The following is a 21,885-nucleotide window of genomic DNA, read 5'->3' as shown; positions in this document are numbered from 1 at the left end:
CTGCGGCTGCGGACGAGCCGAATCGGCGAACGACACGGGCTCACGGACGCTCGGTGCCTCGATCGGCCCGCGAAATTGGATCGACCTGTGCGAGATCGCCTCGTACGCTGACCTTCTCACTACGAGGGGGTTTCCATGTCCACACTGCGGGTGACGGCCGAGCGGCTCGTCGTCCTTCCCCATCCGAACGCCGATCGGCTCGAGCTGGCCCAGGTCGGGTTGTACCGGGCGGTGGTCGCCAAGGGTCAGTACACGACCGGCGAGCACGCGGTCTACATCCCGGAGCAGTCCGTGCTGCCCGACGAGCTGATCGCCGAACTCGGGCTGACCGGGAAACTGGCCGGTTTGCTGCGCAATCGGGTGAAGGCGGTGCGGTTGCGCGGTGAGGTGTCGCAGGGCATCGTGTGCACGCCGAGCGCGCTGGCCGGGGTGGACCTGGTCGCGGCCGCTGATGCGCGGACCGACTTCGCCGCGGCGTTGGGGATCGTGAAATGGGTTCCGCCCGTGCCGGTGTCGATGTCGGGGCAGGTCGAGTCGGCGCCGGATCTGCTGCGGTGGGTCGACATCGAGAACATCCGGCGGCTGCCCGAGATCTTCACCGCCGGGGAGCCGGTGGTGGCCACCGAGAAGATCCACGGGACCGCGTGCCTGCTCACCCATGTGCGCGACGGTGATCGAATCCTGGTGTCGTCCAAGGGCGTCGGCGGGCGGTCGCTGTCGCTAACGGCCTCGGAGACCAACCTGTACTGGCGCGCCATCCGGGCGCACGGGCTCGACGAGGCCGCCCGCAAGATCGCCGCCGCGCTCGACGCCGACCGGGTCGGGTTCTTCGGCGAGGTGTACGGCGCGGGCGTGCAGGACCTGCACTACGGCGCCTCCGCCGCGCACGACGAGTCGCTCGGGTTCGGGCTCTTCGACGTCGCGGTGGCGGTCGGCGGGCAGCCGGTGCGCTGGCTCGGCCACCACGAGATCACCACGCTGCTGGCCGATCTCGGCCTCGGCGTGCCTCGGGTGCCGGTGCTGTACGAGGGCGCCTACGACGCCGAGATGCTGATGGCGCTGGCCGAGGGCACCGAGACGGTCAGCGGCGAGGGCACCAATATTCGGGAGGGGCTGGTCGTTCGGCCCGTCACCGAGCGGCACTCGCCGATCCTCGGCGGCCGGGCGATCGGCAAGCTCGTCTCGGCCGCGTACCTGTTGCGCGACGGTGGCACCGAATACGAGTGAGCGACAAGGGGGTTGCGCGGACGCCGCCACGCACGCGCAATCCCCTCCGCCCGACGCGACCGGGCAGCTCGGCCGTCGACGTGCCCACCGACTCGGATCGCGCGGGCCGATCGACCACTCAGGCCACGCGCACGTCCCGCGCTCGCGCGGTCTCCGACACGACCGCCGCGATCAGCGTCACCATCACTCCCACCGTCAACCACATTCCGCCGATATGCGGTGCCGCCCACGCCAATACGGCCGCCACCACCAGGCACGGCAACGGCCAGCGCCACAGCCAGCGCGGGCCGGCACTGGCCAGGCCCGACAACCCGCAGATCAGGAAGAACGCCGCCGCCCCGCCGCCGAGGACCCACCCGATCCCGACGGGCAGATGCCCCGACGGATGCGCGGCGACCAGGCCGAGGCCCGCCGCCACCGTGGCCACCGCGCCGCTGAGCGCGCAGTGGATCGCCATCACCCGCTGCGGCGGGGTGGTGAACGCGACCGGCGACTCGCCCATCATCCGCGGCACGAACCCGTAGTGCAGCGTCAGACCCCACATGCCCAGCAGGCACCCGAACGCGCACACCCCGATCACCGCGACCGGCACCGTCCACTCCTCCGCCGAGACCGCCGCGATCACCGAGATCACGCCCTCCCCGAGCACGATGATCAGGTACTGCCCGAGCCGCTCGCCCAGATGGGCCGGATCAGCGCGCAGCGCTTGCAGTTTCGGTGTCTCGGTAGCGGACTTCTTGCCGCCGCGATCCAAGCGCAACCGGGCCCGCACCCGTCGCTCGGCGTCGACCATCAATCGTTCGGCGTCGACCGCGAACATCACCCACAGGTCGATCGCCAACCCCACACCCCACAGCACGAACTTCCACGGCGCGGGCACCCACAGCGACACCACCCACGGCACCGTGCCCGAGCCGATCTGCGCGACCGGCCAGTCCACCACCACCTGCCCGCGCCGCCACCCCAGCGACGAACCCACCCGCACCAGCACATAGATCGCGGCGAAGACGTTCGCGTGCTCGTCGGGCACCCCGTCCACCGCGGCCATCATCACGCACAGCCCGAACATGCACGCGAACACCAGCGTGGTGCGGGCCTGCGCGCCCGCGACATTGCTGTACACGGTCACGCACGCCCACACCACCCAGAACGCCAGGTAGAGCACCACATACAGCCCGAACTCACCGAGGGAGGGACCCCGGTGCAGGATGTGGGTGAGCTGGCCGATGCCCGCGACCGCGACCAGGTCGAAGAACAACTCGGTCCAGCTCGCGCGCCGTTCCTCGGTGGGGTGCTCTGGGGTAGCCACCCGCCCAGTATGTGGTGGCGGCCGGTGGCCGCCGGGCTAGCCCGCGGTCGTGTCGCGGCGGGTGTGCTGCTCGAGCACGCAGCACTTCACGCCGCCGCCGCCCTTGCGCAGTTCGGACACATCGACCGGAACGGGCTCGAAACCGCGCTCGCGCAGCTGCGCGATGAGGCCGGTGGCGCCGGGGTCGACGAAGACGTGGCGGCCGTCGCTGAGCCCGTTGAGACCGAACGACACCGCGTCGGCCTCGTCGGCGAGGATGGCGTCGGGGTAGAGCTCGGCGAGCACCGCGCGCGCGGCCGGGCTGAACGCGGCCGGGTAGTAGGCGACCGTGGTCGCGTCGAGCACCATCAGCGCGGTGTCGAGGTGGTAGAAGCGCGGGTCGATCAGCTCGAGCGACACCACCGGCAGATCGAAGTACCGCGCCACCTCGTCGTGGGCCGAGAGCGAACAGCGGAACCCGACCCCGCCCAGGATCCGCTCCCCCGCGTACGCGAAATCGCCCTCACCCTCGTTGATCTCGGCCGCGCCCCGCAGCTCGCGCAGGTCCCGCCCGGCGAACCACCGGTGGAAGTGCGGGCCCTCGGCGGAACGCTCGGGGTGGTGGAACCGGGCCGACATGGCCAGTCCGCCGATCACGATGCCGCTGTTGGCCGCGAACACCATGTCGGGCAGGCCGGGTTCGCCGGGCACCGTGTCCACGGTGTGCCCGTGTGCCTCGAGGGTCGCGCGCAGGATGTCCCACTGCGCCACCGCCCGCGCCCGGTCCACCGGCTCGGCCGGATCCATCCACGGGTTGATCGCGTAGGTGACCTCGAAGTGGTCGGGTCGGCACAGCACATAGCGACGCGGGGTGGCGGTCCGCACGGGGGCGTGGACGCGAAGGGGGGCGGCGGCGGTCATCAGAACTCCCGGAGGTGTGCGGAAAGGTTGCTACGACCGTATTCGCCGGTGCGTTGCACCGGTAACACCGATTCGTTGTGCATTCGGATGTCAGAATGGAGAATCATTGCGCCAAGAAGAGAAAGAGTGATATGGACGACATCGATCGGCTGATTCTCGCGGAGTTGCTGGTCCGGGCCCGCGCCTCGTTCCAGGAGATCGGCTCGACGGTGGGGCTCTCGGCGCCCGCGGTGAAACGGCGGGTGGACAAGATGGTCGCCAGCGGGCAGATCACCGGGTTCACCGCGCAGGTCAACCCGGCCGCGCTGGGTTGGACGACCGAGGCCTACGTCGAGGTCTACTACCGCGACAACATCTCCCCGGCCGAGTTGCGCCGCACCCTGGAACCGATTCCGCAGGTGGTCGGGGTGTGCACGATCGCGGGCGAGGCCGACGCGCTCGTGCACGTGATGGCCACCGACATGGCCGAGATCGAGGTGACGGTCGAGCGGATCAGGGAGAACACGCGCGTGGGCCGCACCCGCAGTTCGCTGGTGATGTCACGCATTCTGGAACGCCCGCGCACCTGAGCCGACCGCGGCGCGGAGCACGTCGGAGCCAGGTTCTAGGGTTGTCGGCATGTCCGACGTGCGTGCCAGCTACCTCACCGACGGGGCCGAGATCTATCGGCGCTCGTTCGCGACGATCCGCGCCGAAGCCGACCTGTCCGGTTTCGGCGCCGATGTCGAGCGGGTGGCGGTGCGCATGATCCACGGGTGCGGCCAGGTCGACCTCGCCGCCGATATCGCCTGGTCCCCCGGCGTGGTCGCCGCCGCGCGCGCCGCGCTGGCCGCGGGCAAGCCGATCATCTGCGACGCGAACATGGTCGCTTCGGGGGTGACCCGCAAGCGGCTGCCCGCCGACAACGCGGTGCTGTGCAACCTCACCGACCCGCGCGTGCCCGAACTGGCCGCGCGCCTGGGCAATACCCGCTCGGTGGCGGCGCTGGACCTGTTGCGCGACCAGCTCGACGGCGCGGTGGTGGCCATCGGCAATGCCCCGACGGCGCTGTTCCACCTGCTCGACATGCTCGATGCCGGAGCACCGCGCCCCGCCGCGATCATCGGCATCCCGGTGGGTTTCATCGGCGCGGCCGAATCCAAGCAGGCACTGATCGACTACGGCGGGATCGAGTACCTCACCGTGCGCGGTCGACGCGGCGGCAGCGCGATCACCGCCTCGGCCCTCAATGCCATTGCGAGCGAACAGGAGTGAGTGAGATCAGCACCGGCACACTGTGGGGTATCGGACTGGGACCGGGCGATCCGGAACTGGTGACGGTGAAGGCGGCCCGACTCATCACCGCCGCGGACGTGGTCGCGTTCCACAGCGCCAAGCACGGGCGCAGCATCTCGCGCGCCATCGCGGCGCCGTATCTGCGCGCGGGACAGCTCGAGGAGCACCTGGTCTATCCGGTGACGGTGGAGACCACCGATCATCCCGGCGGGTACCAGGGCGCGATCGACGAGTTCTACGAGCAGGCCGCCGAACGGCTCGCCGCGCACCTGGCCGCCGGGCGCAATGTCGCCCTGCTCGCCGCCGGTGATCCGCTGTTCTACTCCTCCTATATGCACATGCACCGGCGCCTGGCCGACCGGTTCGACACCGAGATCGTGCCCGGCATCACCTCGGTGAGCGCGGCCTCGGCGGCACTGGGCACTCCGCTGGTCGAAGGCGAGCAGGTACTGACGGTGCTGCCCGGCACGATGGACGTGGCGGAGCTGACCGAGCGACTGCGCGAAACCGACGCGGCGGCGATCATGAAGCTGGGGCGCACGTTCCCCGGTGTGCGCCAAGCTCTTTCGGATTCCGGCCGACTGGCCGACGCCTACTACGTGGAGCGGGCCAGCAGCACCCGCCAGCGGGTTCTCGCCGCCGCGGACGTGGACGAGGCCGAGGTGCCGTACTTCTCGATCACGCTGGTTCCCGGCCCGACCCCCACCACGTCGATTCCCACCGACGGTCCGCGCCTGTCCGAACGGGCCGCACCGACGACGGCCCGCACGAGCGCCAGTACCGAATCGTCCCTTCCTCCAGGCGAAGTCGTCGTCGTCGGCCTCGGCCCCGGCGACACCGCCTGGACGACTCCCGAGGTGACCGCCGCCCTGGCCGAGGCGACCGACCTCGTCGGCTACACCACCTACATCAACCGTGTGCCCGAACAGGCCGGCCAGCGTAGGCACGCCAGCGACAACAAGGTCGAATCCGAGCGGGCCGCCATGGCTCTCGACCTGGCCAAGCGGGGCGCGCGGGTGGCGGTCGTGTCCTCCGGCGATCCCGGCGTGTTCGCGATGGCCGCGGCCGTCCTCGAGGTCTCGGCCGAACCGCAGTTCAAAGAGGTTCCCGTGCGGGTCCTGCCGGGTCTGACCGCCGCCAATGCCGTGGCGAGCCGGGTCGGCGCACCGCTGGGCCACGACTACGCGATGATCTCGCTGTCGGACCGACTCAAGCCGTGGGATGTTGTCGCCCAGCGCCTGTCGGCCGTGGCCGCCGCCGACATGGCGATCGCGATCTACAATCCGGCGTCCTCGCAGCGGCGCTGGCAGGTCGGCGCCATGCGCGAGGTCCTGCTCGAGCACCGTCCGCCGCAGACCCCGGTGGTGCTCGGTCGCGACGTGGGCGGGCCGACCGAGTCGGTGCGGGTGACCACCCTGGGCGAACTCGATCCCGACCAGGTCGATATGCGCACCCTGCTGATCATCGGCTCCTCGACCACCACCGCCTTCGACACGCCGGAAGGTCCCCGAGTTTTCACCTCACGCCGGTACGGGCTGGGGTAGAAGTCGACCGGAGGCCCCGGAAACCGCCCGAAACCGCGCGATCGGTACGCATGTCGCCCTAGTCGGTGCACCGGACTCCGGCGGGGATCGACCCCGCCTCCACCGGTTCCCTCACTGACTGGGGTTGCTGCGCGTGCTCGACACGGTGGCACACTGGGTTCGCGGGGCTGCCCCGCGAGCGTGACATCTCGTTTCCTGGTTCGATTCCCCACCGCGTCCCTTCGAGGACGATGAAAGGATTCACCACGATGAGAGTTCAGCACCACGCATCACGCACCCTCGGTTCCGGAGTTCGCCGCGGCCTCACGGTCGGCCTGCTGTCGCTGGCCCTGGCGGTACCAGTCACCGGAGCGTTCACCGTCACCGCCGCGGCGGATCCCACGACCGCCACCGAAGCGCCGGAGCAGGACCCGAGCGCGCCGGTGATCCTCGAGGCGGCACCGGAGGCCGAGGCCGAGCCGGGCGCCACCGAGCCCGCCGCGCCCGCGCCGGCGGCGGACCCGGACGGGGAGGCGCAGGAGACCGACACCGAGCCGACCGCACCCGAGGCCGAGGCGACGGACCCGACCGAGGCGCCCGGTGACGCGACGGCGCCCGGTGACCCCACCGCGCCCGAGGCGGCCACCATCCTGTCGATCGTGGTCAACGGCCTCGACGGACAGCCGCTGGCCATCGAACTCGACCCCACGGCCACGGTCGCCGATCTCAAGGCGTTCCTCGAGGAGCACACCGGCGTGCCGGCCGCGGACCAGCAGCTCGTCACCGACAGCGAGGTCGAGCTCGTGGACTCCCACACCGTGGCGTCCTACGATCTGGCCGAGGGCGACGACGTGAACCTCGCCCTGGTCTGACCCGAACGGATCGACGCGGCGGTGGTGCTCAGCGCGCGAGCACCACCGCCGTACCCCGACTCCGGCGAACGCACCGCAACCCGGCACTATGGGAGCACCGTCCACCGGGGCGTAACATTCCACTGAGGAATGTAGTGCGAAGGGAGTTGACCGTTGACCGACACCGCGACTCGACGCCGACCGCTGAACTCCACCGCGGCCTCGCTACTCGGGTTCCTGCACGAGGGCCCGAAGTCGGGTTGGGATCTGGCCACCCAGGCCCAGCAACGCATCGGCGACTTCTGGACCATCACCCAGAGCCAGGTCTATCGCGAACTGTCCACCATGGACGCCGCGGGCCTGGTGACCAAGGGCGAGCGCGGCGCCAGGGAACGCACCCCCTACCGGATCACCGAGATCGGCCGCGAAGCCTTCGCCGAGTGGATCACCCGCGATCCCGGCGCCGAGACCATCCGGGTGCCGCTGCTGCTCACGCTCTCGTTCGGCGAGCACCTCGAACCGGCGCACCGCGATCGAATCATCGCCGCCAACAAGAACATCCACCAGGACCGCCTCGACCGCTACCTCGACGAGGACGCCTCGGCCCTGGCGCCGCACCAGCGCGCCACCCTCGAATTCGGCATCGCCTACGAGCGCGCGGTCCTGCACTGGTTCGACCAGCTGCCCACGATCTTCACCCCGCGCTGAGCTCAGCGCACGCGGTGCCCGGCGGCCGCGCGCAGCCAGTCGATCGCCGCGGCGACCTCGGCAACGGTGACCGCGCCCGCGGGCAGCGGCGGCCGGTCGATCATGATCACCGGCAGCCCGGCGGTACGGGCGGCGAAAATCTTGGCCTCGGTCTGCTCGCCGCCGCTGTTCTTGGTGACCAGCACGTCGATGCGGTGCCGCGACATCAGCACGAGTTCCTCGTCGAAGGTGAACGGGCCCCGCGCGAGCAACAGCGTGGAGCGCGGCGGCAGCGGCACCGTGGGCGCGTCGATGGAGCGGATCACGAACCGGTGGCCGGTGCGACCGACGAACGCGCCGACGCCCTGCCTGCCGATGGTGAGCAGGACATTGTGGTCGCGCGGGGACAGGGCCGCGGCCGCCGCGGCCAGATCGGGCACCCGCGTCCACAGATCGCCGCCGCGCCGCACCCATTCCGGGCGGCGCAGGTGCAGCACGGGCAGGTCCAGTTCGGCCGCGGCGGTGGCGGCGTGCGCGCTCACCTGCGCGGCGAAGGGGTGGGTGGCGTCGACGACGGCGTCGATGGCGTTCTCGCGCAGCCAGGTTCGGAGGCCCTCGACGCCACCGAACCCGCCCACACGCACCGCACCGACCGGAAGTCGGGGATTGGCGACCCGACCGGCCAGCGAGGACACGATGTCGAGTCCGCGCTCCTCCGACGCCGCGCGCGCCAACTCCCTGGCTTCTCCGGTGCCGCCGAGAATCAGAACTCTCAGGACAGCCCTCCGCAATCATCACCCACCGGCTCGGTCACCGATGGAAAAACGCACCGGGGGATTACCCGGAACGGCAACGACCCTACCCCTGAGCCGAACCTTCTACACGCCCGGTCCGAAATTCTTCATGTCCGCGAGTCCTGCGGTAACGAAATCATCGTGATCTGCGCGTGATCTGATCGTGATCGTTCGTTCGGGTCGTTGATCTGTCAACCAGCGGATTTTCGGACAATCCACTGGGCGACCGGCAAGTGCGGGCGCCAGGCGGTGAACCCACCGAGCGGTTCGCCCCGATAGATCTGAAATTTACGCAACAAACCCCCGTGCCGGGCCGACCAGTCGAGCAGCAGCGCTTCCGATTCCGCCGTGACGGCGTTGGCGACGAGTCGACCGCCGGGGCGCAGACGTTGCCAACAGCGATCGAACAATCCGTCCTGGGTGAGTCCGCCACCGAGAAATATGGCGTCGGGCGCCGGAATTTCGGCTCCGGCTAACTCCGAGCTCACTTCCCCGCGGATTGTTATTCCCGGAACGCCCAGCGCGACGATATTGGTGGCGATCTGCGCGCGCCGGGCAGGCAATCGTTCGAAGGTGACCGCGCGACACAGCGGATGCGTGCGGCACCATTCGATCGCGATACTGCCCGAGCCGCCGCCCACATCCCACAGCGTCTCGCCCGGTGCGGGGGCCAGCGCGGTGACGGTGAGGGCGCGGACCTCGGTCTTGGTGAGCTGGCCGTCGCCGGCGAAGGCGGCGTCGGCCAGGCCCGGCAGGCGGGTGTCGCGGCGGGTGTCGGGGTCGGCGCGGCAGTCGAGGGCGACGAGGTTGAGCGCGTCGCCGGGCGGGTGCGACCAGGTGGCGGCGGTGCCGGTGTGCCGGTGCTCGGCGGGGCCGCCGAGTTGTTCGAGCACGGTCAGGGTCGAGGCGCTGAAACCGTTGTCGCAGAGCAGTTTCGCGAGTTCGGCCGGGGTGTGCTCGTTTTCGCTGAGCACGAGAATTCGGCGGTTGTCGGACAATTCCGGCACGACGGTGGGCAACGGTCGGGCAACCACGCTCACCACCGGCGTCTCGGCCAGCGGCCAGCCGAGGCGGGCGCACGCCAGCGAGGCCGAGGACGGTTGCGGGAACACCCGCAGGGCGGCCGCGCCGAAGCGGCGGGCCAGGGTGACGCCGATGCCGTAGAACATGGGGTCGCCGCTGGCGAGCACGCCGATGCGGCGATCGGCGTTGCGCGCGAACAACTCCGCCAGCGCGGGCAGCAGCGGACTCGGCCACGCGAGGTGCTCGGCCTCGCCTGCGGGCAGCAGGGTCAGCTGGCGCGGGGAGCCGAAGACGACCTCGCACTCGCGCACCGCGCGGCGCGCCGTCTCGCCGAGGCCGTCCCAGCCGTCGGCGCCGATCCCGGCCACCACGATCGGATGACCGGACCAGGCTGCTTCTTTCGCGCCGATCTCGGCCGATTCGAAAGCCGCTGCGACACCTGGACTCGATCCGGCGCGGGCGTCGTCGGCACCGGGGCGCGGGCCGGTCACCGGGGCATCCGGCGCCAGACCGATTGCGGAAGCAGGCGCATCACGACGAAAGCCAGAGCCAGCCGACCGGGGACCGCGACGCGGGTGGCGCCCTTGTCCAGGGCGCGCACGACGGCGTCGGCGACCTGGTCGGGGGTGCTGGCCATCGGGGCGGGGTCCATGCCGGTGGTCATGCGACCGATCACGAAACCGGGGCGCACCAGCAGCAGGTGGACGCCGGTGCCGTGCAGGGCGTCGCCGAGGCCGCTCGCGAAACCCTCGAGGCCCGCCTTGGCCGATCCGTAGACGTAGTTCGCCCGGCGCACCCGCACGCCCGCGATGGAACCGAACACCACGATCCGGCCGGTGCCCTGCGCGCGCATCAGGGTGGCCAGGGTGGTCAGGACGCTGACCTGGGCGACGAAATCGGTCTGCACGATGGCGACCGCGTGGGCCGGATCCTGTTCGGCGCGTTCCTGATTGCCCAGGATGCCGAAGGCCAGGACCGCGGTGCCGATGCCGCCGTGCTCGGCGGCGATCTTCTCCAGCAGCGGTGCGTGCGTGGCGGTCTCGTCGGCGTCGAACTCGGCGGTGTGCACGGCGGCGGCGCCGGCCGCGCGCAACTGCTCGATCTCGGCGTCGAGGGCGTCGGGTCGGCGGGCGGCCAGGATCACCACCCGGCCCGGCGCCAGTCGCCGCGCCACCTCCAGGCCGATCTCACTGCGGCCACCCAGGACCAGCACCGGCCCGTCGTTCTGCTGCGTTCCCATAGGGCCAGTGTGTCATCCGAGCGAACGCACCCGCATCGACGTGCCGGGTTCACGGCCGCCGGGATCGGAGTAGGCCGCCGAGCGCGGCCGCGCCGAACCCGCGAACCTGCGCGGGCACGCCTGCGGCTACCGTTTCGGGCATGTCGACCGCCACCGCACAGCTCTCCCCCGCCGCGCTCGAGTTCGTCACCGAACGACACCTGGCGACCCTGACCACCGTGCGCGCCGACGGCACCCCGCACGTGGTCGCGGTGGGCTTCACCTGGGATCCCGAGAGCGGGATCGCGCGCGTGATCACCGACGGCGGCTCGGTGAAGGCCCGCAACGCCCGGCGCGGGGGTTACGCGGCGGTGAGCCAGGTCGAGGGGCCGCGCTGGCTCACCCTCGAGGGCCCGGCGACGGTGCTCGACGACCCCGCCGACGTCGCCGAGGCCGTGCGCCGCTACACCCGGCGCTACCGGGTGCCGCGCGAGAACCCGACCCGCGTCGTGGTCGCCATCCAGGTGCGGCGCGTGCTGTCGTCGAGCACCCTGAAATAGGCTGCGCGCCAACAGCTCACAGCACCGTCAGGCCGTGCGGGCGGTTGTTCATCGACTCCACGCCGTCCTCGGTGACCACCACGATGTCCTCGATCCGCGCGCCCCACTCGCCCCGGAAGTAGATTCCCGGTTCGATGCTGAACGCCATGCCCGGCTCGAGCACGAGGTCGTTGCCCGCCACGATGTAGGGCTCCTCGTGCACCGACAGGCCGATGCCGTGGCCGGTGCGGTGGATGAAGGCGTCGGCCAGGCCCGCGTCGGCGAGCACGGTGCGGGCGGCGGCGTCGATGGACTCGGCGGTGACCCCGGGGCGCACGGCGGCCACGGCGGCGGCCTGGGCGGCCTCGAGTACAGCCAGCTTCTCGACGATCTCCGGGCTCGGGGTGCCGAGCACGTAGGTGCGGGTCGAATCGGAGTAGTAGCCGGGCTCGACCGGGCCACCGATGTCGATGACGACCACATCGCCCTGCTCGATGACCCGATTCGACATGCCGTGGTGCGGGTCGGCGCCGTTGGGGCCGCTGCCGACGATGACGAACGCGGCCTCGGTGTGGCCTTCCTCGAGGATCGCGGCGGTGATGTCGGCGCCCACCTCGGCCTCGGTGCGACCCGGGCGCAGGAACTCGCCCATCCGCGCGTGCACGCGGTCGATGGCCGCGCCCGCGCGGCGCAGCGCCTCGATCTCGGCCTCGTCCTTGATCATCCGCGCCTGCCGCAGCACCGGGGTCGCCGAGGCGGGCAGGCCGGTGGTCGACTCGGCGAGCGGGATCAGGTGCAGCGCGGGCATCGCGTCGGCCACCGCGATGCGCGAACCGGCGTGCAGGGTCGAGCGGACCAGCTGGTAGGGGTCGACGCCGTCGACCCAGTCCACGATCCGCAGGCCCAGTTCGCCCGCGGCCGAGTCGTCGAGGGAGGCGAGCTCGAGTTTCGGGATGATCACCGACGGGGTGGCGCCGTCGGCCGGGATCACCAGGCAGGTGAGCCGCTCGAACGATTCCGCGGCCGAACCGATCAGATACCGCAGATCGGGGCCCGGGGTGATCAGCAGGGCGTCCAGATGCGCCGCCCGCATGAACTCGACCGCCCGCTCCAACCGCTGTCCGTAGACCTTCGCATCGAACCTGGCATCGGTGTGCGCACTCATGGATCCGACGGTACCCGTCCGCCCGCACCCGCGAACAGAGCCGCCGCGACAGCGGGCGGCGGCGCGGGCATCACGAGCCGCTACGACGGGTCGAGCACGGGCGCGGTGGAGCCCGGCGGCGATCTGTCGGTGGTTGCGGGCACAATCAGCGGGGTGACCTTCGACGAGAGCACCCGTGGGCCCTTGCTGATCCTCGACGGCGCCAGTCTCTGGTTCCGCGCCTACTACGCCATCCCCGACAAGCTGCGCGGGGCCGACGGGCGCTCGGTGAACGCCCTGCGCGGTTTCACCGACATGGTGGCCTCGCTGGTCACCAAGCATCGCCCGAGCCGACTCGTCGTCGGCCTGGACCTGGACTGGCGCCCGCCCTTCCGGGTCGCGCTGGTCCCCTCGTACAAGGCCCACCGGCTCGACACCGCCGCCGACGCGGCCCCCGGCGCCGAGGAGGTGCCCGACACCCTCACCCCGCAGGTCGAGATGATCCTCGAGGTTCTCGAAGCGACCGGAATCGCCACCGGCGGCGCGGCCGGCCTCGAGGCCGACGATGTGCTCGGCACCCTGGCCGACCGGGAACGCACCGACCCGGTGATCGTGGTCAGCGGCGACCGCGATCTGCTGCAACTGGTCCGCGACGACCCGGCGCCGCCGGTGCGCGTGCTCTACGTCGGTCGCGGTCTGGCCAAGGCCGAACTGTTCGGTCCCGCCGAGCTGTCGGCGAAATACGGTGTGCCCGAACGCAACGCGGGCCCCGCCTACGCCGACATGGCCACCCTGCGCGGCGACGCCTCCGACGGGCTGCCCGGCGTCGCGGGCATCGGCGACAAATCCGCCGCCCAGCTGATCACGAAATTCGGTTCGCTCGACGCGCTGATGGCCGCGGTGGACGATCCGGCGTCCGACCTGGCCAAGGGCCTGCGCGCCAAACTCGTTGCCGCCCAGGACTATCTGAAGGTCGCGGCCCCGGTCGTGCGCGTGGTCCGCGACGCCGACGTGGTCCTGTCCCGCCCCGACATCCTGCCCGACACCCCGGTCGACCCCGACCGCCTGCTGGCCCTTGCCACCGCCTACAACGCCGAGAGCCCGATCACCCGCCTGGTCAAGGCCCTCACCGCGGCCCACGACAACTGACCTCGGACCACGCCCTCCGACGCCTCCGGTCACAGCACCGGTACCGACAGCCGCCGTCGAAGCCGACCGGCCCGCACGCCGACGGCGCGGCGACGACGGGCGCGACACCGATCACCCACCACATCAACGCTTCCGCGACGCCGACCGCACCACCCGGCCCACCCTGGTTCCGCGCGGCCGCCAACGACACCGGGCCGCCCGCGTAGTCGCGGACGGCCCGGAAAACCTACTGCGGCACCCTAGTTCGGGCGACCGACCTCGTAGGTGCCGTCTTCCTTGGTGATCTTGATGCTGACCTTCTTGGCCTCGCCGCTCACCTTCAGGTCACAGGTGAAGGTCGCGTCGACCTCCACGGTCTGACCCGACGGGCAGCTCACATCGGAGACGTCGGCGATGCCGTAGGACTCCTTCAGCACGCGTGAGACACCGTCCTGCACAGCGGCATTGTCGAGTTCGTCGGAGGAGAACACGACCAGCAGCAGACCGATCAGCGCGGCGACCACGAGCGCGCCGGCGACGGCGAGAAGAATGATCAGGCCCTTGCTCTTGCCACCGGAGCTCTGCTGCGGCTGCTGGCCCCACTGCTGCTGCGGCGCGGGCTGCTGCCCCCACTGCTGCTGCGGCTGCTGCGGCGCGGCCTGCTGGCCCCACTGCTGGGCACCCGCGGCCTGGTTGTTCCAGTCCTGCGGCGGCGGCTGGGTCTGGCCCCACTGCTGCTGCGGTCCGGTCGGCTGCTGCGGCGGCACGGCCTGCTGCGGCTGACCCCACTGCTGCTGCGGCTGCTGGGGCTGCTGGCCCCACTGTGGCTGCTGCGGCGGCTGATTCGGGTCACCCCACTGCTGGGTGGGCTGAGCGCCCTGCTGCGGCGGTTGCGCCGCGCCACCCCAGTGCTGGGTGGGTCCGGCGCCGCCGACCCCCTGCTGTCCCCCCCAGTGCTGGGTGGGATCGTTATTCCCCTCCCCGGGGTTGTTCGGTCCGTAAGGGCCGCTCATCCACTCGCCTCCACTCGCATCTTTAGTCCATACGGTAGCCCCCCGCGCCGGGCCTGCCGCATCCACACGACATCCGCCTCACGGTCGGTACGCGAAGAAATCAAATCACAGACGTCACGACTACGCGGCGTCCACCGCGACGACACCTCTGCGCACGGCCCGCACCGCCTTGGCGGCGGTGGCGGCGACCTCGGGATCGTCGGCGGTGTTGTGGATCTGATCGAGCAGGTCGATGACCTGTCGACACCACCGCACGAAGTCGCCCGCCGACATCGTCGTGCCCTGGTCACCACTGGCCAGCAACGACTCGGCCAACGCGTCACCGCGCGCCCACTTGTACACCCCGGTGACGAATCCGAGGTCGGGTTCGCGCGTGGGCGGCAGCTTGTGTCGTGCCTCGTCGGCACGCACATGGGTCCACACGTCGATGGTGGCCGCGACGGCCCGGCGGATCGGGTCGGTCGGACCCGAGGGGGTGAGCAGCCCGGCCTCCTGCCGCGACTCGTAGACCAGCGTCGACACCACCGCGGCGAGTTCGGCGGGCCCGAGACCACGCCAGATCTCCTGGCGCAACGCCTCGGCGACCACCAGGTCGCTCTCGGCGTAGATCCGGGCCAGGCGCCTGCCGTCGGCGGTCACCTCACCGTCGGCGACGAAACCGCGTTCCTCGAGCAGCCCGACGATCCGATCGAAGGTGCGCGCCAACGAATTCGTGGTCGTGGCAACCTTCTGGCGCATCGTCTGGGTCTCGCGCAGCAACCGCGAATACCGTTCGCCGACCCGGCTCAGTTGCTCCCGATCGGGACGATCGTGGGCGGGGTGGGAGCGCAGGCTGCGCCGCAGGGTCGAGAGCTGACGGTCCTCGCCGCCGCGCACGCGATCGTTGCGCCCGCGCCGACGCGGCGCGGAGATCCCGGTCCCGCGCAGGGCGGAGGCCAGGTCACGTCGCACGCGCGCGGTCCGATGGTCGACCCGACGCGGCAGATCCATGCGCCCGAGCGTCTCGGCGGGCTCGGGGAAATCGGCCGCCGAGACCCGCCCGGCCCAGTGATCCTCGGTCAAGACCAGTGGACGCGGATCGCCGGGCGTCTGGTCGGGTTCGAGGATCACCGCGAGCCCGGTGCGCTTGCCCACCGGGATCGCCACCACGTCGCCGCGGCGCAGCGCGATCAACGCCTTCACCGCGGCCCCGCGCCGATCCGAGCGACCCTGCTGTTGAATATCGCGCTCGCGCTGCTTGATTCGGTCCCGCAGCGACAGGTACTCCATGAAATCGCCGTCGACGCCGCCGAGTTGGCTCTCCAGCTTGCGCAGCGCGCCCTCGTTGCGTTCGATGCCGCGCACCAGGCCGACGACCGACCGGTCGGCCTGGAACTGGGCGAAGGACCGTTCCAGCAGGGTCCGCGCGTCCTTGGCGCCCATGCGGTCGATCAGGTTGATCGACATGTTGTAGCCGGGCCGGAACGAACTGCGCAGCGGGTAGGTGCGGGTGGAGGCCAGGCCGGCGACCGCGCTCGTGTCGACCTCGGGCTGCCACAGCACCACCGCGTGACCCTCGACGTCGATCCCGCGTCGGCCCGCGCGACCGGTGAGCTGGGTGTACTCCCCCGGGGTCAGTTCGGCGTGGGTCTCGCCGTTGAACTTCACCAGTCGCTCGAGCACCACCGTGCGAGCGGGCATGTTGATGCCCAGTGCCAAGGTCTCGGTGGCGAACACCGCGCGCACCAGCCCCTGGACGAACAGTTCCTCGACGGTGTGTCGGAACGCGGGCAGCATCCCGGCGTGATGGGCGGCAAGGCCGCGGTGCAGTGCCTCGCGCCACTCCCAGTAGCCGAGCACCTCGAGGTCGTCCTTGGGCAGGTCGCCGGTGTGCTTGTCGATGATCGCGTCGATCCGCTCGGCCTCGCCGGGGCGGCTCAGATCCAGCCGGGCGCGCAGGCACTGGGCCAGTGCGCCGTCGCAGCCGGCGCGACTGAAGATGAAGGTGATCGCGGGGAGCAGGTTCTCCTCGTCGAGCCGGGCAAGCACCTCCGGGCGCGGCAGCGGCCGGAAGTTGCCGCCACGGCCACCGCGTCCGCGCGGACCGCCGTAGCCGTGCATCCGATCGGCGCTCTCGCGCTGGCGGATGAACCGCACCAGGTCGGAGTCGACCACGACCTTCTGGTCGCTGGACTTGGTGTCGAACAGGTCGAACATCCGCCTGCCGACCATCACGTGCTGCCACAGCGGCACCGGCCTGGTCTCGTCGACCACCACCGCGGTGTCGCCGCGCACGGTCTCCATCCACGCGCCGAACTCCTCGGCGTTGGACACCGTCGCCGACAGGCTCACCAGGCGCACATCGGGCGACAGGTGCAGGATCACTTCCTCCCACACCGCCCCGCGGAACCGGTCGGCCAGGTAGTGCACCTCGTCCATCACCACATAGGACAGGCCGCGCAGCGAGTCCGAGGACGCGTAGAGCATGTTGCGCAGCACCTCGGTGGTCATCACGACCACCGAGGCGTCGGGGTTGATCGACTGGTCGCCGGTGAGCAGGCCGACGCTGTCGCGGCCGTAGCGGGCGGTCAGGTCGGCGAACTTCTGGTTCGACAGTGCCTTGATCGGGGTGGTGTAGAAGCACTTGCCGCCCGAGGCCAGCGCCATGTGCACGGCGAACTCGCCGACGATGGTCTTGCCGGCGCCGGTGGGGGCGCAGACCAGCACGCTGTGCCCGTCTTCCAGGGCCTCGCACGCGGTGCGCTGGAAGGGGTCCAGATCGAAGGAGATGTCACCGGCGAATTTCGCCAGTTCGCTGGGCAGCCCGGGAGAATCGGTCACCCGTCAGAGCGTATCGGAGTAGTCCGACACCGGGCGCGTGGATTTCTGCGGCTCGGCCACCGGATCGGCCGAGGCGACCGGCTCCGGGGTGTCCAGGGGCGAGGCCTGCTCGTCGTCGAGCGGGCCCCAGCCCTGCTTGGCCTCGCGCCGGGCCTTGCGACCGTCGCTCACCCGGGAGAATTGCACGGCCAGCTCGAACAGCACCGTCAGCGCGATCGCCAGCGCGAGCATCGAGAACGGGTCCTGCGGGGTCACGATCGCGGCGAAGACGAACAGGCCGAAGATGATGCCGCGACGCCAGGCCTTGAGCTTGGCGTAGGGCAGCACGCCCACCAGGTTGAGCCCGATGATGATCAGCGGGGTCTCGAAGCTGACGCCGAAGATGATCAGCAGCTGGATGATGAAACCGAAGTACTGGTTACCGCTGAGCGCGGTGATCTGGACGTTGTCGCCGATGGTCAACAGGAACGACAACGCGTGCGAGACCACCACGTAGGCCAGCACGGCGCCGGTCACGAACAGCACGGTGCCGGTCACCACGAACCCGACCGCGAGCTTGCGTTCCTTCGCGTACAGCCCCGGGGTGATGAACGCCCACAGCTGATACAGCCAGAACGGGGTCGCGATCACCACACCGGCGGTGAAGCCCACCTTCAACCGGAGCATGAACTGGTCGAAGGGCCCGGTGGCCAGCAGTCGGCAGGCGCCGTCGGGGCTCAGGGTGGCGCGCGCCGACTCGGGCAGCGCGCAGTAGGGGCCGCGCAGGATCTCGCCGAGACTCTCGATCCCGAACAGGGTGTGCGCGTACCAGAAGAACCCGATCAGGGTGGCGACGAAGATCGCGGCCAGCGCCAACAGCAGCCGGGTGCGCAGTTCCTGCAGGTGCTCGACCAACGACATGGTGCCGTCGGGATTCGTCCTGCGCTTGGCGCGCCGGGGATCGAACGGAATGCGCATGGTGGGTGGTGGCCTCTAACCCTCGGTTCGGATGCTCGACGACATCTCGTGACAGCAGCACTTCGCCCCGGAGCGGTCGCTACCGCTCCGGGGCCGATGCCGAGGTCAGAGGGTCTTGTGTCCCTGCTGCGGTTCGACGATCGGGGTCTGCGCCTGCGGTGCCGACGCGGACAACTGCTGCTGCGGTGCCGGCGCGGCCGGGGTGGCGGGCTGCGCGGCGGTGGTCGCCGACTCGGCCTGCATCTGTCCGACCTCGCTCTTGAAGATGCGCAGCGAGCGGCCCAGACCGCGGGCGGCATCGGGAAGTCGCTTCGCGCCGAAGAGCAGAACGAACAGCAACGCGATGATCAGCAGGTGCGTCCAGCTGAACGTGCCCATTATCAGATACCTCCAAAGACTGTGGTGATTACCGATGCTACCTGTGTTGTGACCGTGGTGAACGCCCAGCCGCAGCGGTGTTCGCCACGTGTTCAATCACCGGCGGTGGTCGCGGCGGCGGACAGCTCGGCGAACAACCGGCTTCCGGTGTAGCGCGCGGGGTCGCCCGCTTCGGCGATCCTGATCAGTTCGGTGAGGCGCCGGTTGACCGGTGTCGGCCGTCCGACCATCTCCCCCAGTCGCACGATTTCCCCACACAGCCAAGCGATTTCGGTGCGTCGGCCAAGGGCCAGATCGTCGGCCATCGACGAACGCGCGAGCGGGTCGATGGCGAGCACGCGACCGAACACCCGGCGGAACACGGGGTCGGGAACGCGCAGCAACCGCACCATCAATTCCGGCGGAACGGGGGTCAGGCGGGCGGGCCGAATTCGCGCAGTGTTCATCACCGACAGCGCCTCGGACTGGGCCAGCGCGAGGCAGCGGCGGTAGTCGCGCTCGGCCAGCTGTTCGCGCAGCGGCCTGCCGGACAGGGCGTTGACGGGGTTGTTCAGGTTGAGCAGCAGTTTGGCCCACTGGACCGGGCGCAGGTCGCGGTGGCGGCGCAGCGGCAGCCCCGCGGCCAGGAATCGGTCGGCGAAACGGTCGACCACCCGGTCGTCCTGGATGGCGAGCACGCCGTCGCTGGCGCGGTGGAACCGCCCGCGGCCGCGGTGCACCACGTTGAACATCACCATGCCCGCCAGTGCCACGCTGGTGGGCAGGATGTCGCGGATCAATCCGGCGTTGCCGATGCCGTTCTGCAGGCTCACCACCGGCGTGCCGGGGCGTAATCGGCCCGCCACTGCGCGCACGGCCGCGGCGGTGTCGGCCGATTTCACGGTGACCAGGACCAGGTCGGCCAGTTCGGGTTCGTCGGGTTCGAGCGCCAGCCCGAAGCGGTCGGGGGCGACCTCGGCGGAGCCGCCGTCCAGGTCGGTCAGCCGCAGCCCGTGCTCGGCGATGTCGTCGAGGATCCGCTGGCGGCCGACGAAGATCACGTCCATGCCCGCGGCGGCCAGGTGACCACCGATGAACACCCCGACACTGCCCGCGCCGAGGACCAGTACACGCTGACTCACGCGGGTTCGATCTCCCCCACCAGGCCGGCGGCCGCGTAGGCGGCCAGGGCGGCGTCGGCGCGGTCACGCACGGCCGCGACGAGTTCGGGCGGGCCGAGCACGCTGACGCCGGTGCCGAAGCCCAGCAGCAGTCGGGCCATCCAGTCCGGTGAGGCGAAGCGCATGCCCGCTTCGATGCTGCCGTCGGCACGCGACTGGATGCGGTGCATCGGGTACTGGTCGAGCACCCACGCGTAGTCGGCGCGGATGCGCAGCCGGGCCAGCGGCACGGCGGGGTCGTCCTGGAACAGGTCGAGCGCGGCGGCGTCGGCGGCGGCGTGGCTGGGGGCCTGGGCGGGTTCGTCGAGTTCGGTGGCGTCCTCGATCCGGTCGAACCGGAACAGGCGAACACCCTCGGCCTGCCTGCACCAGGCCTGCAGGTAGCTGTTGTTGTCGACGAGCACCACCCGGATGGGGTCGACGATGCGCTCGGAGACCTCGTCGCGGCTGGCCGAGTAGTAGACCAGGCGCAGGGCGCGCACGTCGGCCAGGGCGGCGCGCACGGTGGCCACCGCCGGCTGCTCGACGGGGACCTGCACCGGGGTGGCGGTGCCGACGGCGTCGGTGCTGGCGATGGCCGATTCGATCTTGGCGATGGCGGCGTGCGCGGCGGTCGGGTCGACCATGCCGGGCATCTCCACGATCGAGCGCAGCGCCACCAGCAGCGCGGTGGCCTCGGTGGAGGTCAGGCGCAGCGGTCGTTCGATGCCGGCGGAGAAGGTGACCTCGATGCTCTCCTCGGAGAACGACAGGTCGATCAGGTCGCCGGGGCCGTAACCGGGCAGCCCGCACATCCACAGTTGGTTGAGGTCGCTCATCAGCTGTTTGGTGGTGACGCCCAGTTCGGCGGCGGCCTCGGCCGCGCTGATCCCCGGATGCGCGAGCAGGTAGGGCACCATGTTCAACAGGCGCGAAAGACGTAGCGACAGACGCGAACTCACGACGAGACCTCCGTGTGGTCGAGTACCGACCGTAGCCGGTTCATCACGTCGGCGCGCAGTGGCGGCGGTTCGAGCACGAGCACGTCGGGTCCGAGGCCCGTGATCAGTCGGGCGATCCAGTCGCGCGAGCGGACCGGCACGTCGAGCACCGAACCGGGGCGTCCGCCCAGGTCACGGGTGTCGATCTCGGTGCCGATGCGGCGCAGTTCGCGACCGCGCCCCTTGGCCACCCAGACCAGCGCGGTGCCGGTGACGGGGGCGTCGCCGGTGACGCGGTCGACGATGGCGCGCAGGTCGGTGTGTTCGGGTTTGCGCACGGCGTTGAGTGGACCGTAGGCCGTGACCTGGCCGCCGATGCGCGAGAGCCGGAAAGTGCGCACGGCGTCGCGTTCGCGATCGTGGCCGACGAGGTACCAGCGCCCGTGGCGGGTCACCACCCCCCACGGTTCCACGTCGCGGGTGACGAACGGGTCGGTGACCGCGCTGTGGTGCCCGAAGCGCACCGCCTGGCCCGCGTCGATCGCCGCGAGCAGCTCGCGCAGCACCGGTTCCGAGCCACGGGTACGAGCGGGCACCGCGGGCACCGACACCCCCACGTTCTCGGTCTCGACGGTGACCCCGGCCGCGCGCAGCTTCAACAGCGCGCCCTCGGCGGCGCCCGCCAACTCCGGCGAGGCCCACATCTGCACCGCCACGGCGACGGCCGCGGCCTCCTCGCTCGACAGGTCGATATCGGGCAGTTCGTAGGCGTCCCGGTTGATCCGGTACCCCTCGAGCGTCGAGAACCGCCCCACCGGACCCACTTCGAGCGGGATGCCCAGATCGCGCAGTTCGTTCTTGTCGCGTTCGAACATCCGGCTGAACGCGTCATCGGTCACCGAGTCCTCGTAACCGGCCACGCTGGTGCGAATGCGTTCGGCACTCAGGAACTGCCGGGTCGACAGCAGCGCGATGACCAGATTCATCAGCCGCTCGACCTTGGATATCGCCACCCGTT

Annotated in this window: 21 protein-coding genes; 8 read left to right on the top strand and 13 right to left on the bottom strand. The window is 70.6% G+C overall.

Features of this window, described 5'->3' with window-relative positions; genetic code table 11:
* The first annotated feature begins 135 nt into the window (after nucleotides 1-135).
* Complete coding sequence (locus tag ACFP3H_RS14245) at nucleotides 136-1,227, top strand: RNA ligase (ATP) (protein ID WP_378605356.1); 1,092 nt, start codon at nucleotides 136-138, stop codon at nucleotides 1,225-1,227.
* A gap of 118 nt (nucleotides 1,228-1,345) precedes the next feature.
* Here the strand turns inward: ACFP3H_RS14245 and ACFP3H_RS14240 are convergent, their stop codons facing one another.
* Nucleotides 1,346-2,536, bottom strand: coding sequence for a low temperature requirement protein A (locus ACFP3H_RS14240; protein WP_378605353.1), 1,191 nt, complete (start codon nucleotides 2,534-2,536; stop codon nucleotides 1,346-1,348).
* A gap of 36 nt (nucleotides 2,537-2,572) precedes the next feature.
* Nucleotides 2,573-3,436: a dimethylargininase gene (gene ddaH, locus ACFP3H_RS14235; protein ID WP_378605350.1), complete on the bottom strand. Its 864-nt coding sequence runs from the start codon at nucleotides 3,434-3,436 to the stop codon at nucleotides 2,573-2,575.
* A 131-nt stretch (nucleotides 3,437-3,567) separates the two neighbouring features.
* On the opposite strand from ddaH, the gene ACFP3H_RS14230 reads away from it, so the two are divergent.
* The 5 genes from ACFP3H_RS14230 (at nucleotide 3,568) to ACFP3H_RS14210 (ending at nucleotide 7,793) form a co-directional block, all read left to right on the top strand.
* The gene (locus ACFP3H_RS14230; RefSeq protein WP_378605347.1) at nucleotides 3,568-4,005 is read left to right on the top strand and encodes an Lrp/AsnC family transcriptional regulator; all 438 of its coding nucleotides are present in this window, start codon (nucleotides 3,568-3,570) and stop codon (nucleotides 4,003-4,005) included.
* Nucleotides 4,006-4,054: 49 nt separating this feature from the next.
* Entirely contained in the window at nucleotides 4,055-4,690 is a 636-nt protein-coding gene (locus ACFP3H_RS14225) for a precorrin-8X methylmutase (protein WP_378605344.1), read from the top strand.
* A gap of 5 nt (nucleotides 4,691-4,695) precedes the next feature.
* Nucleotides 4,696-6,255 (top strand): precorrin-3B C(17)-methyltransferase, encoded by a 1,560-nt coding sequence (cobJ, locus tag ACFP3H_RS14220; protein ID WP_378605545.1) that lies wholly within the window; start codon nucleotides 4,696-4,698, stop codon nucleotides 6,253-6,255.
* 248 nt (nucleotides 6,256-6,503) lie between these two features.
* Nucleotides 6,504-7,106: a ubiquitin-like domain-containing protein gene (locus ACFP3H_RS14215; protein ID WP_378605341.1), complete on the top strand. Its 603-nt coding sequence runs from the start codon at nucleotides 6,504-6,506 to the stop codon at nucleotides 7,104-7,106.
* Between the two features lie 153 nt (nucleotides 7,107-7,259).
* Nucleotides 7,260-7,793: a PadR family transcriptional regulator gene (locus ACFP3H_RS14210; protein ID WP_378605338.1), complete on the top strand. Its 534-nt coding sequence runs from the start codon at nucleotides 7,260-7,262 to the stop codon at nucleotides 7,791-7,793.
* Between the two features lie 2 nt (nucleotides 7,794-7,795).
* On the opposite strand, the gene ACFP3H_RS14205 is transcribed toward ACFP3H_RS14210, so the two are convergent.
* The 3 genes from ACFP3H_RS14205 to ACFP3H_RS14195 form a co-directional block, all read right to left on the bottom strand.
* Nucleotides 7,796-8,563 (bottom strand): cobalt-precorrin-6A reductase, encoded by a 768-nt coding sequence (locus tag ACFP3H_RS14205; RefSeq protein ID WP_378605335.1) that lies wholly within the window; start codon nucleotides 8,561-8,563, stop codon nucleotides 7,796-7,798.
* A 194-nt stretch (nucleotides 8,564-8,757) separates the two neighbouring features.
* Complete coding sequence (gene cbiE / locus ACFP3H_RS14200) at nucleotides 8,758-9,999, bottom strand: precorrin-6y C5,15-methyltransferase (decarboxylating) subunit CbiE (protein ID WP_378605542.1); 1,242 nt, start codon at nucleotides 9,997-9,999, stop codon at nucleotides 8,758-8,760.
* Between the two features lie 77 nt (nucleotides 10,000-10,076).
* Entirely contained in the window at nucleotides 10,077-10,829 is a 753-nt protein-coding gene (locus ACFP3H_RS14195; protein ID WP_378605332.1) for an SDR family NAD(P)-dependent oxidoreductase, read from the bottom strand.
* Between the two features lie 140 nt (nucleotides 10,830-10,969).
* Between ACFP3H_RS14195 and ACFP3H_RS14190 the strand changes: the two genes are divergently transcribed.
* Nucleotides 10,970-11,368: a TIGR03618 family F420-dependent PPOX class oxidoreductase gene (locus ACFP3H_RS14190; RefSeq protein ID WP_378605329.1), complete on the top strand. Its 399-nt coding sequence runs from the start codon at nucleotides 10,970-10,972 to the stop codon at nucleotides 11,366-11,368.
* 16 nt (nucleotides 11,369-11,384) lie between these two features.
* Here the strand turns inward: ACFP3H_RS14190 and ACFP3H_RS14185 are convergent, their stop codons facing one another.
* On the bottom strand, nucleotides 11,385-12,512 hold the full coding sequence (locus tag ACFP3H_RS14185; protein WP_378605326.1) for a M24 family metallopeptidase: 1,128 nt from the start codon (nucleotides 12,510-12,512) through the stop codon (nucleotides 11,385-11,387).
* A 153-nt stretch (nucleotides 12,513-12,665) separates the two neighbouring features.
* Here ACFP3H_RS14185 and ACFP3H_RS14180 point away from each other — a divergent pair, with 153 nt between their 5' ends.
* The gene (locus ACFP3H_RS14180; protein ID WP_378605539.1) at nucleotides 12,666-13,640 is read left to right on the top strand and encodes a 5'-3' exonuclease; all 975 of its coding nucleotides are present in this window, start codon (nucleotides 12,666-12,668) and stop codon (nucleotides 13,638-13,640) included.
* A gap of 239 nt (nucleotides 13,641-13,879) precedes the next feature.
* On the opposite strand, the gene ACFP3H_RS14175 is transcribed toward ACFP3H_RS14180, so the two are convergent.
* The 7 genes from ACFP3H_RS14175 to ACFP3H_RS14145 form a co-directional block, all read right to left on the bottom strand.
* Entirely contained in the window at nucleotides 13,880-14,632 is a 753-nt protein-coding gene (locus tag ACFP3H_RS14175) for a DUF4333 domain-containing protein (protein ID WP_378605323.1), read from the bottom strand.
* 120 nt (nucleotides 14,633-14,752) lie between these two features.
* Nucleotides 14,753-17,452 (bottom strand): DEAD/DEAH box helicase, encoded by a 2,700-nt coding sequence (locus tag ACFP3H_RS14170; protein WP_378605320.1) that lies wholly within the window; start codon nucleotides 17,450-17,452, stop codon nucleotides 14,753-14,755.
* A 3-nt stretch (nucleotides 17,453-17,455) separates the two neighbouring features.
* Complete coding sequence (gene tatC / locus ACFP3H_RS14165) at nucleotides 17,456-18,409, bottom strand: twin-arginine translocase subunit TatC (RefSeq protein ID WP_378605317.1); 954 nt, start codon at nucleotides 18,407-18,409, stop codon at nucleotides 17,456-17,458.
* A 105-nt stretch (nucleotides 18,410-18,514) separates the two neighbouring features.
* On the bottom strand, nucleotides 18,515-18,787 hold the full coding sequence (gene tatA, locus ACFP3H_RS14160) for a Sec-independent protein translocase subunit TatA (protein WP_378605314.1): 273 nt from the start codon (nucleotides 18,785-18,787) through the stop codon (nucleotides 18,515-18,517).
* Between the two features lie 92 nt (nucleotides 18,788-18,879).
* On the bottom strand, nucleotides 18,880-19,908 hold the full coding sequence (locus tag ACFP3H_RS14155) for a 2-dehydropantoate 2-reductase (RefSeq protein WP_378605311.1): 1,029 nt from the start codon (nucleotides 19,906-19,908) through the stop codon (nucleotides 18,880-18,882).
* Nucleotides 19,905-20,888, bottom strand: coding sequence for a helix-turn-helix transcriptional regulator (locus ACFP3H_RS14150; protein ID WP_378605308.1), 984 nt, complete (start codon nucleotides 20,886-20,888; stop codon nucleotides 19,905-19,907). The genes ACFP3H_RS14155 and ACFP3H_RS14150 overlap by 4 nt, the downstream gene beginning before the upstream one ends.
* Complete coding sequence (locus tag ACFP3H_RS14145; RefSeq protein ID WP_378605305.1) at nucleotides 20,885-21,880, bottom strand: helix-turn-helix transcriptional regulator; 996 nt, start codon at nucleotides 21,878-21,880, stop codon at nucleotides 20,885-20,887. The genes ACFP3H_RS14150 and ACFP3H_RS14145 overlap by 4 nt, the downstream gene beginning before the upstream one ends.
* Between the last annotated feature and the right edge of the window lie 5 nt (nucleotides 21,881-21,885).

Source organism: Nocardia lasii (assembly GCF_042658545.1).
In the GTDB taxonomy this organism is placed as follows: Bacteria; Actinomycetota; Actinomycetes; order Mycobacteriales; family Mycobacteriaceae; genus Nocardia; species Nocardia lasii.
This window is presented reverse-complemented; position numbering and strand designations above follow the sequence as displayed.

Coding starts and splice junctions, on each gene's coding strand:
- tatA (WP_378605314.1), bottom strand. CDS start 18,787: ATGGGCACGTTCAGCTGGACGCACCTGCTGATCATCGCGTTGCTGTTC.
- ACFP3H_RS14225 (WP_378605344.1), top strand. CDS start 4,055: ATGTCCGACGTGCGTGCCAGCTACCTCACCGACGGGGCCGAGATCTAT.
- ACFP3H_RS14195 (WP_378605332.1), bottom strand. CDS start 10,829: ATGGGAACGCAGCAGAACGACGGGCCGGTGCTGGTCCTGGGTGGCCGC.
- ACFP3H_RS14175 (WP_378605323.1), bottom strand. CDS start 14,632: ATGAGCGGCCCTTACGGACCGAACAACCCCGGGGAGGGGAATAACGAT.
- ACFP3H_RS14185 (WP_378605326.1), bottom strand. CDS start 12,512: ATGAGTGCGCACACCGATGCCAGGTTCGATGCGAAGGTCTACGGACAG.
- ddaH (WP_378605350.1), bottom strand. CDS start 3,436: ATGACCGCCGCCGCCCCCCTTCGCGTCCACGCCCCCGTGCGGACCGCC.
- ACFP3H_RS14215 (WP_378605341.1), top strand. CDS start 6,504: ATGAGAGTTCAGCACCACGCATCACGCACCCTCGGTTCCGGAGTTCGC.
- tatC (WP_378605317.1), bottom strand. CDS start 18,409: ATGCGCATTCCGTTCGATCCCCGGCGCGCCAAGCGCAGGACGAATCCC.
- ACFP3H_RS14190 (WP_378605329.1), top strand. CDS start 10,970: ATGTCGACCGCCACCGCACAGCTCTCCCCCGCCGCGCTCGAGTTCGTC.
- ACFP3H_RS14245 (WP_378605356.1), top strand. CDS start 136: ATGTCCACACTGCGGGTGACGGCCGAGCGGCTCGTCGTCCTTCCCCAT.
- ACFP3H_RS14230 (WP_378605347.1), top strand. CDS start 3,568: ATGGACGACATCGATCGGCTGATTCTCGCGGAGTTGCTGGTCCGGGCC.